The sequence below is a fragment of the Sphingomonas sp. LR55 genome (assembly GCF_036856015.1).
Classification (GTDB): Bacteria; Pseudomonadota; Alphaproteobacteria; order Sphingomonadales; family Sphingomonadaceae; genus Sphingomonas.
In genome coordinates, this window is the sequence record NZ_JASPFO010000001.1 from 1,403,865 (window position 1) to 1,419,301 (window position 15,437).

Genomic DNA, 15,437 nt, shown 5'->3' on the forward strand with positions numbered 1-15,437 from the left:
GTCAGGCGGTGCAGGAGGAATGCCGCAGACGCTGATTCATGATGTGCGCCGTAGCAACCAGGACGCTACCGGCAACGGTTATGGCGATCTCGGCCGCTCCCTCCCGCAGCACGAATGCGCCGATCGTCATCAGCGCGAGCCCGATCAACCCGAGACAGAGCGGCAACGGGACCTTGTGGCGGACGTTTCCACCCAGCAGCGCGACCACCGCGACCGGCGCCGCGAACAGCAGTACCCAGCGATGAAAGCTTTCGGGAATGGCGATGATCGCGGACAATGACGGTGCCGCAGCCAGAAGCAACGGCAGTGCCAGACAATGGATCATGCACGCCGCCGATCCCGTCACCGCCAATCGATCGAGCCAGTCCACACCGTAGATACGCGCACTCTTCATCTTGCCGACCTCACATCAAGTATGTAATGATACATCATATCTCATAAAGAGTAAAACACCGATGCACCATATGCGGTCGCAAGAAAGCTTCGACGATTGTTCGGACCAAAATATCGGATCCAGAGTCTCCACCAAGGGCTCCCGCTGCGGAGGCGCGGTGACTTCGCGCGTTGGACTGTCCTCGACGATCAAAAACGCAATGTCGGGAAAACGGCGCCATGCAACGCAGCTGACACATTCCCGATCCATGACCGATACGTGTCAGCCGGGCTACCCTGTGGTCCGAGGCAGCAGGATGCTCACCCTATGACGCGTTTGACGGTGTCCGCGATGCGAAGCGACCCGGCGTTCGTCGCAGATCTGGCCGTAGCACAACACGAGATCGCAGCGCTCCGACAGGACGGCGGCGCGGCGAAACCCGACACGGCATTCTGCACCCACGAAGCGGCACTCGTCGCTTAGCCTCTCTACTGACGGGACATCCATGACCGACACTAGCTCTCGCCTGCTTCTAGATCGCCGCACCCTGATCGGTGCCGCCGCAGCGATGATCGGCGCACCGGCGATCCTGCGCGCACAACAGCTGTTCGGCGCCTACCCGTTTCGCCTGGGCATCGCGGCGGGCGATCCGGTCGCGGACGGCTTCGTCATCTGGACGCGGCTCGCCCCCGATCCGCTGGCCGAGCATGGCGGCATGCAGATGCAGCCGGTCGAGGTCGAGTGGCAGGTCGCGACCGATCCGCGCTTTGCGACGCTTGTGGCCGGCGGCAAGGCGCTGGCGCGGCCTGAACTTGCGCATTCGGTCCATGTCGAGGTCGAAGGCCTGCTGCCTGATCGCTCCTATTGGTACCGGTTCAGCGTCGGCAGCGAGCGCTCGCCGGCAGGATGTGCCCGGACACTGCCGGTCGCCGGTGCGTCTGTCGAGCGGCTTCGCTTCGCGGTCGCCGGCTGCCAGAACTACGAGGATGGGCTCTATACCGCCTATCGTCACCTCGCGGCGGAGGAGCCGGCGTTCGTCTTCCACTATGGCGACTATATCTACGAAGGCCGAAGCGCGCCGATGCCGGTCGGGTATGACGGCAGGCCGCGACGGTTCGTTCGCGAGCATGCCGGGCAGAAGCTGTTCGACCTAGCCGATTATCGCCGCCGCTACGCCCAATACAAGATCGACCCGGACCTCCAGGCCGCGCATGCGGCGGCGGCGTGGTTCGTGACGTTCGACGATCACGAAGTCGAGAACAACTGGGTCGGCGCGATCGACCAGGAGAATGATCCGCCCGAAGTGTTCGCGCTGCGCCGGGCTGCGGCGTTCCAAGCGTATTACGAGCACATGCCGCTGCGCCGTTCGGCGTTTCCGGGACCGGCCGGCATGCAGATCTACCGTCGCGCGACGATCGGCAATTTGCTCGACCTGCACCTGCTCGACACTCGGCAATTTCGGACCGATCAGCCCTGCGACGATGGCTTCAAGACACGTTGCAAGGGGTGGGCGGATCCGGCGGCGCAGGTCATGGGACGCGCGCAGGAAGCGTGGCTGGCGACCGCGCTGAAGCAGAAGAAGGCGCGCTGGAACGCGCTGGCGCAGCAGGTGATGATGATGCCGCTCGACCGTCGCACCGGTGACGAGCCAACGCCGATCCGCAATATGGACAGCTGGGGCGGCTACGACGCGCCGCGCGAACGCGTGCTAAAGATGGTCGAAGGACTCGGCAACACCGTCGTCCTGACCGGCGACGAGCATCAGAACTATGCAGGCGTGCTACGTACCGAGGGTGGCCAGGGGGACGCCGTCGCCGTCGAGTTCGTCGGCACGTCGATCACGTCGGGCGGCGATGGCGCGGACCGCCGCGTTGGAGAGGACCGCATCCGAGACCGCAACCCGTTCCTCGCCTGGACCAATGACCGGCGCGGTTACCTGCTCTGCGAGGTGACCGCCGACCAGTGGAAGACCGAGTTCCGCACCGTCGACAGCGTCACACGTCCCGATGCGCCGGTGAAGACGGCCGGCACCGCGATCATCGAACACGGCCTCGCGGCGGTGACGATGACCGCCTCCGCCTGAAACCCGCGCGTATTGCGCCACGTCAATTTAAGTTTGCGACGACAATGCTAAACACCCTTGTGAACTGTGGCCTGGGGGGAATGACATGGGTATCCCGTGGAACGAGTTGGCGACGCTGATCCGGGTCACCGACCGTACGACTGAAACGGCGGCGAGCCGCGAGATGGTGCAGCAAGGCCCGCTGCACCACGTGGTGGAAACGGTTGCCGCAATGCCGCCGGACGCGCGTCGCGGCCTGTCGGTATCATTACCCGATCGTCGCGTCCCGCCGCATACGTTCGACCGCCACGCGATTGACGCTCTCATCATCGACCTGCGACGCACGCGACCGTGACACGTCGACGAACCTGTGCAAATTGATGCCGAACCGACAACATCGGCGTTGCGACGTGGCTGCGCCCGCCTAGCGCGTAACGCCGCACCCAAGAGAACCTGTCCATGACCCCAACTGTCATCACGCCCAGCGGCCCCGGCGCTATGGAAGCCGGCTTGGTCCTCGACGAGGAAGGCAGCCGCTTCGTCGTGCTCACGTTCAAGGAGCCGAACGGCGAGCCGACGCTCGTCACCTTTACGGTCCCGGTTTTCCAGAACTATGTCGAGCATCTGGTGCGGACCGCCAAGGCCGCGAACGAGGATGCGAACTGGGGTATTCCCGGTTGAACCCCGACGCGGCTCTCACGTCTGCAAGGACGCCAATATGCTGGAGACCTTTGCGCGCAGTTCCGGCTCGCGTGTGATCTCCAGCATGGCACTCAGACTCTTGCGAGTGCCGGCAACGTCGCCGCCGATGAGTTCGAGACGCGCCCGCTCCCACCAGGCATGACCGGAGTCGGGCGCTACGAGGGTCATACGGTGGTAGAGGGTGAGCGCGCGCCGTCCCTCCCCTGCCGCTTCCGCCCGCGTCGCCTCGTTCAGCAACAGGCGGACCAGGATCGCCCGGTTCGACATGGTCGCGACGTGGCTGGCCGCAGCGATCCGCCCGGGATCCATCGTTTGTAGCAGTACGACGAGTTGATCGCGATCGACGGCCTCGCCTCCGCGAAACGGATCGATCATGACCGGAACCGCGTCCTCGCCGAGCAACACGAGCACATGGCCCGGAACGTCGAGCATGTTCGCCGTCCAACCCAGCCGCCGCGCCGCCGCGACGTAGAGGATCGACAGGCTCACCGGCAGCCCCCGACGGCGTTCGATAACGCGGATCATGTCGGTATTGGCGGGATCATCATACGTCGTTCGATCACCGACAAAACCGAATTCGTTGCCAAGGACATTGGCGAGAAGCCGGGCCTGCGACTTGGCGTCACGCGCCTCGCCGCCGATTGCGGCCAGCCTGTCTGCGATCGACTGAAACACATTCAGCACGCGATCGGGATCGACATTGGGATGATCGGGCATCGCCAACGCCAGCGCCGCCTCGTCGAGAACGACGTCGTCGTCATCGATAAGGCCGAGACGGATCAAATCATCATGCATCCCGACAACATGGTAGCGCCGCCACCGTCCGCAACGCGTCCCGCACCATGAAACGAATATCTCTTCGCGCGGCGTCGTCCGCATCATGCAGTTTCATTGCACAAATAGAGTAAAACGTCATGATTCTCGGGTGCGTAGACCGGTTGTGAACTACCGTGCGCCGCGTCGGACCTATCGGATCTATTCGTACCGCAAGGCTCGCGCAGGCTCGCTGCGCGCAACCCGCCATGCCTGACCGAAGATCGTTGCCGTCGCGATACTCCCGGCAAACATGATCGCCCCCACGAACAGCCAGGGGGATAGCGCGACCCGATCGTCGAACCCGGCCAACCAGCGGGTCATCGCGAGGTATGACACCGGTATTGCAATCACTCCGGCAGCGAAGACCGGAACCAGGAACTGCGCGATCAGCAGCGTCAGGACGTCGCCGGTCGAAGCCCCGAGCGTCTTGCGGATACCGATCTCCTTGATCCTCCGCGCGGTGTCGAATGCGGCTAGGCCATAGAGACCGATACAGCCGATCGCGACGGCGAGCACTGCTCCGATCATGAACAGGTGCGACCGTTGCGCATCGGCGCGGTAATAGGTGTCGTATAATTGTCGATCCACTGGCAACGCGACAAAGGGTATGGCCGGCGCGATCCGCCGCCAGAGCGTCTCCATTGCAGCCGTCAACTGGCGACCATCGCCGGCATGACGGACGGCCAGGACGGGGTTCGAAAGTGTCTGATCGCGTTGATAATAGGCTTGCGGTTCGACCGGATCGCGGGGTGATTTGAACCGCATGTCATCAATGACCCCGACGACGGTGGCGCTATTCCCCGTGCCCGCGTTGCTGGCGTCGCGGACGGTACGGCCGATCGCCGCCTGCGGGGTGGCGAAACCCAGCATTCGCACCGCGGTCCGGTTCAGCACGATCGCGCTGGCGCCGGGTGCCTTGCGTAGCGCGTCGTCACCGCGATAGCGGTGCGCATCGAGAAACCGTCCGGCGAGCAGACGCGCGCCATAGGTCGCAAAGAATCCTTGCGCGACGTCGGCACGCACGATCATCGGCTCCGTGCCGGTTGCCCCCTCGCGGTGCATCGCCGCGATCCCGAAGCTGCCACCGGTCGGTGCCACCGCCGATTGTGCCACCGCCATGACACTGGGTAGTCGCGCAACCGCGGCCATGAACGCCCGCCGCTGACTATCGTCGATGGCCTGGTCCCCGAACATGCGTAGAGCGATCAGCCCTTCACGATCGAACCCGACGTCCGAAGCCTGGAGATGGCGCGTCTGGGCTACCAGCACCGCGGTACCGATCATCAACCCGATCGCGATTCCGAACTGGCCGACCACCATCGCGCGACGCATCAGCGTTCCGGCACGATGCCCACCCGGCGAACGGACCGAGGCAAGCACCGCCGCCGGCTGGAACCGCGCCAGGATGAACGCGGGATAGATGCCGGCGACCAGGCCGACCGCGAGGATCAGCAGCATAAGCGGCGGCACGATCGATCCCGTGCCGATATACGTCATCGACAGCGTCGTACCGCCAGCGACATTGACCAGCGGCAACGCGAGTTCGGCAAGCGCCAGCCCGATCAGCCCAGCCATGGCCGCGGTCACCATCGCCTCGCCGACGAACTGCGCGACGAGCCCTTGGCGGGTCGCGCCGACAACCTTGCGGATTGCGACTTCGCGCGCACGCAACCCGGCGCGGGCGGTGGCCAGATTGACGTAGTTCACGATCGCGATCAGCAGCGCGAGGACGCCGACCGACCCCAAGGCGCCGACGACGATCCGGTCGGTCGGGTTCGCCAGATGAACATCGGCCACCGGTACCAAGCTCTGCTTCAGCACGTCGCGCGGCAGGTCCGCGAAATTAAGACCGGGATGGCGGCGCAGGAATGCCGGAAACATGGCGGCCATTCGCGCCCCGGCCTGCGCATCGGCAAAGCGGAGGAAGGTGACCACGCCCGAGCCGCCCGCCAAGCCGACATCCACGCTTGGCAAGGCGATGTAAACGGATTGGCGGTACGTCATCGCAGCCGGCGGTTCGGCGATCACCGCTCCGACCTGGAACGGCGTCGCCTTGCCATCGACTATCAGCATCAGCGTGCGTCCGATCGCAGGTCCCTTGCCGAAGTAAATTTCGGCGATCCGCTGCGTGATCACCGCGCCATCGGGGGTCTCGAGTGTTGCATGGGGGTTTCCGGCGATCGCTGACAGGGGAAACAGCGTAAAATAGGCAGGGTCTACGCGGGCCACCTTTTCCTTGGTGACCATAGTGCCGTTCTGCACCGGCATCGAGTCCTCCAGCAACCGCGCGCCGTCGACCTCTGGCCAGTCGCTCTCGATTTGCCCGAGCAGCGGCATCGGCGAGGGAATGGCCATTTCCGGAGACCCTGGAAACTGCATCGTCTGCTTGACGACGCGGACCCGCTCCCATCCCGGCAACACGCGGTCGTAGCCGGTCTCGAAGCGGACGAAGAGGAACAGCACCAGGAACACCGCGATGCCGAGCGCGAGCCCGCCGATGTTGAGCACCGCATACAGTCGATGCCGGGTGAGCGACCGGTACAGCGTCAGGAAGGCTGAGGACATCGATCGGCCCCTATTCGTGACGCAGCGCGCGCGGGCTCGGCACGGGCGACGCGCCAAGCCTGGCCGAAGACCGTCCCGCTCGCGATCAGCACCGCGGCGAGCGAGGCACCGACGAAGAACAGCGGCGACAGCGCGATCCGGTCGTCGAACCCGCCGAGCCAGCGCTGCATCGCGACATAAGCGAGCGGCCACGCGACGAGGTTGGCGAGGATCACGGGTCGCAGGAACTGCCCGATCAGCAGCCGCAGCACCTCGGCGGTCGAGGCGCCGAGCGTCTTACGGATACCGATCTCCTTCACGCGCCGCGCAGTGTCGAACGCCGCCAGGCCGTAAAGCCCGATGCAGCCGATCAGGACCGCCAGCACCGCGCCGATCGTGAACAGTCGAGAGCGTTGCGCGTCGGCCTTGTAATAGCGCTGGTACAGATTGTCTTCGACCGAGCGCGCCTCGAACGGAACGCCCGGCACGACGCGCTTCCACGCCGTTTCCATTGCGGTCATCATCGTCTTCGCGTCGACGCCGGCATAGCGGACCGCGGCGAACGGCGAAAGGATATCGACGGTGTTGTAGGTGTAGGCGACCGGCGTGACGGCATCGCGCGGGCTCCTGAAGCGCAGGTCGTCGACCACGCCGATGATCGTCGCGTCCCGCTCGCCATCGTTGATCGCCCGTCCCAGTGCGGCGGCCGGCGACGCGAAGCCCAATGCGGTCACCGCGGTCCGGTTGATCACCACATTGGGCCCTGCCCGCTTGCGTTCGGCCGTCGTCAACAGGCCGCGGTCGTCGGCATGCGCGGCATCGAACAGGCGCCCCGCGACGAGACGCGCGCCGTACACGCGGAAATAGTCGCGACCAGTACCGACATCCATCAACGATATCTTGCTGCCCGACGCGCCCGCGCGTGTACCCCGAGAAATTGGTCGTGCTCTGGTCGCCCGGGGCATTGTTGGCGACGGTGACGCCGACGACGCCGGGGGCCGCTGCGAGGCTGCGCAGGATCGCAGAGCGCTGTGGGGAGTCGATCCCGCCGGTCATCAGCGAGCGGACGATCATCAAGCCGTCGCGACGAAACCCGAGATCGGCGTCACGGATATGCTCGGTCTGGCTGAGCATGACGCCGGTGGCGATGGCGAATGCGATCGCGATCGCGAACTGTACGACCACCAGCGCGCTTCGCAGCCTCGTGCCGCTACGCCCACCACCGGGCGCGCGTCGAGGCGAGCACCGCCGCCGGGCGAAACCCCGACAGCACGAACGCGGGATACAGCCCCGCAACCAGTGCTATGCCCAGGACCAGCAGGACCAGCGGCAGGACGACGCCGTCCCAACCGACGTAGCGGATCGCCAGCGACGTTCCGCCAAGCGCGTTGACGAACGGCAGCGCAATCTCGGCAAGCGCGAGCCCGATCAGCGCCGCCACCGCGACGGTCGCCAGCGCCTCGCCCAGGAACTGGCGGATGAGCGACCGCCGCGTGCCGCCCAGCACCTTGCGCATCGCCACCTCGCGCGCACGCAACCCGGCACGGGCGGTGGCCAGATTGACGTAGTTCACGATCGCGATCAGCAGCGTCAGCAGCCCGACCGCCCCCAAGGTCGTGACGATCGCGCGATCGCCCGGACTATACAGATGCATCGCGGTCAGCGGTCGCAGCGACTGGAAATACTCGCCTTTTTTGAGATTGTGGTCGGCATAGGCGTGGCGATCGAGAAAGGCAGGCAATTGCGCCTCGAACGCCCGCGCTGCCACCGCATCGGGAAACCGCAGGAATGTGGTGAGCGACGCGCTGCCCCAATGCTCCCACCATTCGTTGCCGAAGCGAGTCCGTGAGATTTGCGCGAACATCTCGCTCTTGAAGGTGACGTCGTCGGGCATGTCGCGCAGCACCGCCCCGACCTTGTAGGGATAGGTCGTCCCATCGATCGACAGTTGCAGCGTTCGGCCGATCGCCGACTGGCTCCCGAAATATTTCCGCGCGGTCTTCTGGGTGACGACCAAGCCGTTCGGATCGGCGAGCGTTGCTGCCGGATCGCCTTCGACCGCGGGAAAGCGCATGAGATCGAAGAAGTTCGGGTCGACCGTGCCCAAATCCTCGGCGGTCGCCTGCCCGCCCTGCTGCACCGTCGCCGCCATGTTCATGTAGCGCGTGCCGACCAACTGCGGATAGTCCGCCTGCAGGATCTTGAGCTCGCTGCCCATCGTGCTCGGATTGGTGTCCGCCGGGTAGCCCGGCATCACATAGCGCTCCTCCATCACCCACAACCGGTCCTGTTGCGGCAATACGCGGTCGTACCCGGTCTCGAATTGCACGAAGAGGAACAGGACGAGGAACGTCGCGATCCCGAGCGCGAGACCGCCAATGTTGAGCAGCGCGAACAACCGGTGGTGCGCGAGCGAGCGATAGAGACTGGTGAGCGCGGACATGGCGGTTCCTTCAGGCGTCGCTTGCGGGCTTGGAGCTGGGCTTGCCCCCGGGCTTGGTCGCGGCGAGGTGGCGGACGAGGACCACCACGAGCAGCATCAGCACGATCATCTGGAGCGAGCGGCGCATCAGGCGGCGCGCCGTGCGGACGACAGGATGCGGCCGTCGAGCATGTGCACCGTCCGCTTGGCGATGTCGGCGTGCGACGGGCTGTGCGTGACCATCACGATCGTCGCGCCCTCCGCGTTCAGCTGGCCGAGGATGTCCATCACCTGGGCGCCGTTCTCGGTATCGAGGTTGCCGGTCGGCTCGTCGGCGAGGATCAGCCGCGGCTCGCCGACGATCGCGCGGGCGATCGCGGCGCGCTGTTGCTGGCCGCCCGACAATTGGTGCGGGTGATGACGCTGGCGGTGGGCGATGCCGACGCGGTCCATCGCCGCCGCAACCCGCTCCTTCTTCTCGCGCGGGCATCGTCCGATAGGCGAGCCCCAGCGCGACGTTCTCGGCGATCGTCAGCTCGTCGATCAGGTTGAAGCTCTGGAACACGAAGCCCAGCCGGTCTCGGCGCAGCCTGGCAAGCTCCGCCTCCGGAGCGCGCGCGATATCGGCGCCCTCGAACAGGTACCGCCCGTCGGTCGGTCGGTCGATCGTGCCGATGATGTTGAGCAAGGTCGATTTGCCGCACCCCGACGGGCCCATGATCGCGACGAACTCCCCCGCCTCGACGAGCAGGTCGATACCGCCGAGCGCGGTCGTCTCGATCTCGTCCGAGGCATAGGTGCGGCTGAGGTCCTGTAGCTGGATCATATCGAATCCTATCGGATGAGGAGGGTCTGGAAGGGGGTGTAGGTGCCGAGCGCGGTGGTCACGATCCGCTCGCCGGGGGCGAGGCCGGAGACGATTTCGACCTGGTCGGGATTGCGTCGGCCGGTGACGATCGCCCGCCTGACGGCCTTCTTGTCGCCGTCGAGCACGAACGCGGTGGTGCCGCCGGCATCGAGCCAGCCGCCCGAGGGCGCGACCACCGCGGGCCGGTCCGCGCCGAGCACGAGCCGCACGTCGAGCGTCTGGCCGCGGTTCAGTCCCGTGGGTGCAGCCCCACGAAAACCAAGCTCGACGCGAAACCGGCCTTCGGTCACCTGTGGCAGGATCTTGATGACGGACATCGGATAGCTGCGTCCGTCGATATCCGCGGTCGCCGCCAGCCCCCCGGACGCGTCCGAGGTAGAATTGATCGACATCGGCGGTCAGCTTCCACTGTCCTTCGGAGTCGATCTGCCCGACCGGGTCGCCGGCCTTGAGCGTCTGGCCGGGTTGCAACGTGAAGGCGGTCAGCCGCCCCGCGACCGGCGCGCGCAACACCAGCGCGGACAGGCTCGCGCGGACCATCGCCAGGCTTTCGCGCAACTGTCGCGCGGTCGCGGCGATCCCTGAGGACTGGTCCGCCAGCGTCGCGCCCGCTTCCGCGGTCCCGCGATCGAGCGCCGAAACACGCGCCTGCTGATAGCCGACATCCTCGCGCACCGGATCGATCGCGGCGCGCGTGATGATCCCCCGATCGAACAGCACCTGCTTCTGCGCGAGCAACGTCCGCGCCTTGGACAGCGCATTACGCGCCTCGGCCAGATCGCGTGCGCCATCCTGCCGGGTGTTCTGGACCGATAACCGCTGGCCGCTGATCGCGCTCAATTGCCCGACGATATCGGCCGAGCGGCTGGCGACGTCGAGTTCGAGCGATGGATTGGACAGCCGCGCGAGCGGCGTGCCGGCCGCGACCATCGCGCCGTCGCTTGCGGCGAGCTCCGCCACCTGCCCGCCCGAGATCGCGGTGACGAACACGGTCCGCAAGGGGGCGACCTCGGCACGTAGCGGCACGAAATCGCGGAACGGCGCGCGCACCACATCGCCGGTGCGGATCGCCGCGGCATCGACGGTCAGCGCATTGGCGCCGGGCATCAACAACCACAGCAGCACCGCCGCAGCCAGCACGGCGAGTACAAGCGCACCGCGCACGATCCGCTTGCGCCGCCGGGCGTGCGGACGCTCGATACGCCGGTCCATCGCGGCACCGGTGCCTGTTGAGGTCGTCTCCGTCATGCCGACAGTGTACGGGATCGAACGAAGCAAACCTAAGCCGCTGTTATTAGGCGGCTTTCTTGAGGAAAGCACCGGAGCGGTCACTACGACTGTACCAACTGTCCGTTTCCGGACACTATGACGGCCATGTCAACCGAATCGCATATCCTGGTCATCGACGACGATCCCGACATCGCCAAGGCGGCGCGGTTGTTGCTCGAGCGGCACGGGATGCGCGTGTCGACCGCGGCGAACCCGGAGGCGGCCTGGGTCTTGCTCGCGGGCGAACCGATCGACGTCATCCTGCTCGACCTGAATTTCGCGCGCGGGCGGACCACCGGCGAAGAGGGCTTCACGATGCTCGACCGGCTGATCGCCGCGGACGCGCGCGCGGTCGTGATCGTCGTCACCGGGCACAGCGGGATCGCGGTGGCAGTGCGGGCGATGCGCAGCGGCGCGACCGATTTCGTGATCAAGCCCTGGAACAACGAACGGCTGCTGACGACGGTCGAGCGCGGTCTGGCGCTGCGCCGCGCGAGGCTGGAGACCGCCGCGACACCGCCTGTCCATGACGGCATCCTGCTCGGCGAAAGCGCCGGGATCGCGCGCGCCCGCGACCTGATCGCCCGCGTCGCGCCGACCACCGCGCCGATCCTCGTCCACGGTGCTGCGGGCACCGGCAAGACGCTGATCGCCCGGCTGATCCATCAGGCCTCGCCGCATGCCCATTTGCCGCTCGTCACGCTGGATGCCGAGGCGGCGGACGCCGCGGCTATCGCCGAACGCACTGCGGCCGCAGCTGGTGGGATGCTGGTGATCGACCATATCGACCGACTGCCTCGCGCGCTCAACGGCGTTCTGCTAGCTGCGTTAGATGGCATTCGCGTCATAGCGACCGCGCGGCTGGATCGCATCGGGATCCGGGGGCGATCGGCGAAGACGTGCTCGACCGGGTCGCCACCATCGAGATTCCGTTGTCCCCGCTCGTCGATCGCGTCGGAGACGCGGTGGTGCTCGCCCGCCATTTCCTGGCGCTGTTCGCGTACCGCCATGGCCGGCCGAGCATAGCGCTCGACGAAGATGCGGCGCGCGCGATCGCCGCGGATCGCTGGCCCGACAACGTCCGCGGTCTGCGCCAGACGATCGAACGCGCGGTACTGCTCGGCAACGGCGACCTCATGCTGTCACCCGCCACCGCCGAGCCCGCAGCGCTCGCGCCCGACCTGTCGCTGGCACGCAACGAAGAGTCCCTGATCACCGCAGCGCTCGAACGCCATGCCTTCAACGTCAGCCGTGCCGCCGCCCAGCTCGGTCTGACGCGCGCCGCGTTGTATCGACGGATGGCGCGCTATGGCCTCTGACCAGGTGCGCGGGATGCTGCGCGCGTTGGTGATCGCCGCGGCCGGCGCTGGCGGCGCGGTTGCCGCCATGCGCGGCCTGTACGCCACCGCATTGCTTGCCGCGCTGATCACGGTCTGGATCGCCGCGCTCGACCTGGTCGATCGCGGTCCTCGACGGCCGCCGGCACCTCCGCCCCCTGCGCCCGTTTTCCCCGGAGAAGAGGAACGGCGCCGCCTGAACGCCTATCTCGATCTGTCGCCCGCACCGCTGGTCGCGCTCGACGACGGTCGGCTGCGCGTCGTCAACCGCGCCGCGCGGCGCTTGCTCGGCGCCAGCGATCTGGTCGCCGATCCACCCGAGGGGCTCGTCGCGGCGCTCTCGGAAACTCGTCCCGGCCGCACCGTCACGATCGACATCGGCCAAGACGCCGACGTCCGCAGCTTCGCGCTCGCCACCGGCGATCTCGCGCTGACCGGCCGGATGACGCGGATCGGCGCGCTGATCGACATCGACGCCGAACTGAAGGCGGCCGAGGCTGCCGCATTGCGCGATCTCGTCCAGGTACTGAGCCATGAGATCGTCAACGCGCTGACCCCGATCGCCTCGCTCGCCGAGACCGCGGTGGCAATGCTCGACGATCCCGAGCCTGCGCTGCCCAAGATCCGCGAGGCGATCGAGACCGTCGCGCGCCGCGCCGCCAGCCTGCATCGTTTCGGCGAAAGCTACCGTACGCTCGCAAAGCTGCCCTTGCCGATCCCCGCGCGGATCCCGCTTACGGGATTTGCGAACGACCTTACGGCGTTGTTTACGACCAGATGGCCCCACATCGCCTTCACCGCCGATCTTGAGGAGGCGCCGGCGTTTCTGCTGGCCGATCCCGATCAGTTGACCGCCGCAATTTGGGCGGTGCTGCAAAACGCAGCGGAGGCGTTGGACGCCACGCCCACTCCTCACGTCACGCTGGCTATCCAGGCCCGCGTTGGCGAAACGCGCATAACCATGACGGACAACGGACCCGGTATTCCTGCTGAGAACCTGAAGGACATCTTCCGACCCTTTTTCACGACGAAACAGGCGGGCAGCGGAATAGGGCTGGCCCTCGCTCGCCAGATCGTTCGCGGCCATAACGGCGATCTTACGCTCACCCATTCCCTCGCGGGGCAAACCCGGTTTGAAAGCATCCTTCCGTCGGTCGTGGCGCCGTGATTACAACATCATCGAAGCCGTTGCACCGTGATCACGCTTGGCTTGCGCTTGCGTGTTACCGCTCCCACTAATACTGCATGCGCAACGCTCGCCGGCCTCGACGCGATGATCCGGCGGGCATCGACTGACCTGGAGAATTGATATGGACGGCACCTTCCCGATCGGCGCGCGCGCCGTGAGCAGCGACGTCACCTTCCTCGCGATCGATCCGTCAACGGATGCAAAGATCGAGCCCGCGTTCGCGGTATCGAGCGAGGCCGATGTCGCCGAGGCCTGCACGCTCGCCGCAGCGGCGTTCGACGTTTTCCGCGAGATCGATCCCGAGGCTCGCGCAGTATTTCTCGAGACGATCGCCGACGAGATCGAGGCGATCCACGAGCCGCTCGTAGCGCGCGCGATCCAAGAGAGTGGCCTGCCCCGCCCGCGTCTCGAGGGTGAGCGCGGTCGTACCACCGGCCAGCTTCGCCTGTTCGCCAAGCATCTGCGCGCCGGCACCTGGGCGTCGGTCGTAATCGACGAGGCACAGCCCGACCGCAAGCCGATGCCGCGGTCCGATCTGCGCCAGCGTCGGATCGCGGTCGGTCCGGTCGCGGTGTTCGGGGCGTCGAACTTCCCGCTCGCCTTCTCGGTCGCGGGCGGCGACACCGCCTCCGCGCTGGCGGCCGGTTGCCCGGTCGTGGTCAAGGGACACCCTGCGCATCCCGGCACGTCGGTGATGGTCGGCAAGGCGATCCAGGCCGCGGTCGCCAAGTGCGGCTTGCCCGAGGGCGTGTTCTCGCTGGTTCAGGGTCCGGCGAACGAGCTCGGCGCGGCGCTCGTGACCGATCCGCGGATCAAGGCGGTCGGCTTTACCGGGTCGCGTGGCGGTGGCCTCGCGCTGGTCAAGCTCGCCGCAGCACGTCCCGAGCCGATCCCGGTCTATGCCGAGATGAGCAGCATCAACCCGGTCATCCTGTTCCCGGCAGCGCTCGCGGCGCGGGGCGAGGCGCTCGGCAAGGCGTATGTCGGGTCGCTGACGATGGGGTCGGGGCAGTTCTGCACCAACCCCGGGATCGTCGTCGCGGTCGAGAGCCCCGATCTCGACGTGTTCGTCGAGGCAGCGGCTGCCGCCTTGGGTGAGGCCGCGCCGCAGGTGATGCTCACCCCGGGCATCCATGCCAGCTACGAACAGGGCGTATCGGCGCTCGCCGGGCACGACTCGGTCGAGACACTCGCGCGCGGCACCGAGGCCGAGGGCGCAAACCGCGGTCGCGCCGCGCTGTTCTCGACCACCGGCAAGGCGTTCGTCGCCGACCCGGCGCTGTCGCACGAAGTGTTCGGGGCAGCCTCGATCATCGTCCGTTGCGCCGATCTCGCCGAGGTTCACAGCGTGCTCGAAAAGATCGAGGGTCAGCTCACGATCACGCTGCAGATCGACGAGGGCGACTATGCCGACGCCGCCGCGCTGCTGCCGGTGCTCGAGCGCAAGGCCGGGCAGATCCTCGCAAACGGTTGGCCGACGGGTGTCGAGGTCGCGCCGGCGATGGTGCATGGCGGCCCCTTCCCGGCCACCTCGGACCCACGCACGACGTCGGTCGGCACCGCGGCGATCGAGCGCTTCCTGCGCCCGGTCTGCTACCAGGATCTGCCCGACGCACTGCTGCCCAAGGCGGTCAAGCACGGCAACCCGCTGAACCTGCCGCGCACCGAGGGCTGATCGACTCGAAGTGATAGGGAAGAGGGCGCTGCCGTACGGAAGCGCCCTCTTGGGTTATGCCGGTGGCACGGTGTCCGCCGGAAGCTGCTGCGGCCGACGCATTCAAACGCCGTCACCCCAGCGAAAGCTGGGGTATCAAGCTTGGCGCAAGGATCGCTCGTCACGGGGATACCCCAGCTT

13 protein-coding genes and 1 pseudogene are annotated in these 15,437 nt (G+C 66.6%); 8 read left to right on the plus strand and 6 right to left on the minus strand.

What is annotated here, in order from left to right; genetic code table 11:
• Nucleotide 1: 1 nt before the first annotated feature.
• Nucleotides 2-394 carry a MerC domain-containing protein gene (locus tag QP181_RS06585; RefSeq protein ID WP_333928038.1) on the minus strand — a complete coding sequence of 131 codons (393 nt, stop codon included), beginning with the start codon at nucleotides 392-394 and terminating at the stop codon, nucleotides 2-4.
• A gap of 306 nt (nucleotides 395-700) precedes the next feature.
• On the opposite strand from QP181_RS06585, the gene QP181_RS06590 reads away from it, so the two are divergent.
• From QP181_RS06590 to QP181_RS06605, 4 genes are all read left to right on the plus strand, one after another.
• A complete protein-coding gene (locus QP181_RS06590; protein ID WP_333928039.1) occupies nucleotides 701-856 on the plus strand; it encodes a hypothetical protein in 156 nt (51 codons plus the stop codon).
• Nucleotides 857-878: 22 nt separating this feature from the next.
• A complete protein-coding gene (locus QP181_RS06595; protein ID WP_333928040.1) occupies nucleotides 879-2,456 on the plus strand; it encodes an alkaline phosphatase D family protein in 1,578 nt (525 codons plus the stop codon).
• Between the two features lie 106 nt (nucleotides 2,457-2,562).
• Nucleotides 2,563-2,790, plus strand: a complete 228-nt coding sequence (locus QP181_RS06600) for a hypothetical protein (RefSeq protein WP_333928041.1) — start codon at nucleotides 2,563-2,565, stop codon at nucleotides 2,788-2,790.
• 104 nt (nucleotides 2,791-2,894) lie between these two features.
• Nucleotides 2,895-3,116: a hypothetical protein gene (locus QP181_RS06605; protein ID WP_333928042.1), complete on the plus strand. Its 222-nt coding sequence runs from the start codon at nucleotides 2,895-2,897 to the stop codon at nucleotides 3,114-3,116.
• 15 nt (nucleotides 3,117-3,131) lie between these two features.
• Here the strand turns inward: QP181_RS06605 and QP181_RS06610 are convergent, their stop codons facing one another.
• The 5 genes and pseudogenes from QP181_RS06610 to QP181_RS06630 form a co-directional block, all read right to left on the minus strand.
• Nucleotides 3,132-3,932 carry a SirB1 family protein gene (locus tag QP181_RS06610; RefSeq protein ID WP_333928043.1) on the minus strand — a complete coding sequence of 267 codons (801 nt, stop codon included), beginning with the start codon at nucleotides 3,930-3,932 and terminating at the stop codon, nucleotides 3,132-3,134.
• A gap of 180 nt (nucleotides 3,933-4,112) precedes the next feature.
• Entirely contained in the window at nucleotides 4,113-6,518 is a 2,406-nt protein-coding gene (locus QP181_RS06615) for an ABC transporter permease (RefSeq protein ID WP_333928045.1), read from the minus strand.
• Entirely contained in the window at nucleotides 6,500-7,462 is a 963-nt protein-coding gene (locus QP181_RS06620; RefSeq protein ID WP_333928047.1) for an ABC transporter permease, read from the minus strand. The genes QP181_RS06615 and QP181_RS06620 overlap by 19 nt, the downstream gene beginning before the upstream one ends.
• A 245-nt stretch (nucleotides 7,463-7,707) precedes the next feature.
• Nucleotides 7,708-8,940, minus strand: a complete 1,233-nt coding sequence (locus tag QP181_RS06625; RefSeq protein ID WP_333928048.1) for an ABC transporter permease — start codon at nucleotides 8,938-8,940, stop codon at nucleotides 7,708-7,710.
• Nucleotides 8,941-9,066: 126 nt separating this feature from the next.
• Nucleotides 9,067-9,745: pseudogene (locus QP181_RS06630) on the minus strand (ABC transporter ATP-binding protein).
• Between the two features lie 1,416 nt (nucleotides 9,746-11,161).
• On the opposite strand from QP181_RS06630, the gene QP181_RS06640 reads away from it, so the two are divergent.
• From QP181_RS06640 to QP181_RS06655, 4 genes are all read left to right on the plus strand, one after another.
• Nucleotides 11,162-12,082, plus strand: coding sequence for a response regulator (locus tag QP181_RS06640; RefSeq protein ID WP_333928049.1), 921 nt, complete (start codon nucleotides 11,162-11,164; stop codon nucleotides 12,080-12,082).
• Complete coding sequence (locus QP181_RS06645) at nucleotides 12,025-12,375, plus strand: helix-turn-helix domain-containing protein (protein WP_333928050.1); 351 nt, start codon at nucleotides 12,025-12,027, stop codon at nucleotides 12,373-12,375. Before QP181_RS06640 ends, QP181_RS06645 begins: the two co-directional genes overlap by 58 nt.
• On the plus strand, nucleotides 12,365-13,561 hold the full coding sequence (locus QP181_RS06650; protein WP_333928051.1) for a sensor histidine kinase: 1,197 nt from the start codon (nucleotides 12,365-12,367) through the stop codon (nucleotides 13,559-13,561). Before QP181_RS06645 ends, QP181_RS06650 begins: the two co-directional genes overlap by 11 nt.
• Nucleotides 13,562-13,703: 142 nt before the next feature.
• Nucleotides 13,704-15,257 carry an aldehyde dehydrogenase (NADP(+)) gene (locus QP181_RS06655; protein ID WP_333928052.1) on the plus strand — a complete coding sequence of 518 codons (1,554 nt, stop codon included), beginning with the start codon at nucleotides 13,704-13,706 and terminating at the stop codon, nucleotides 15,255-15,257.
• The last annotated feature ends 180 nt before the right edge of the window (nucleotides 15,258-15,437 follow it).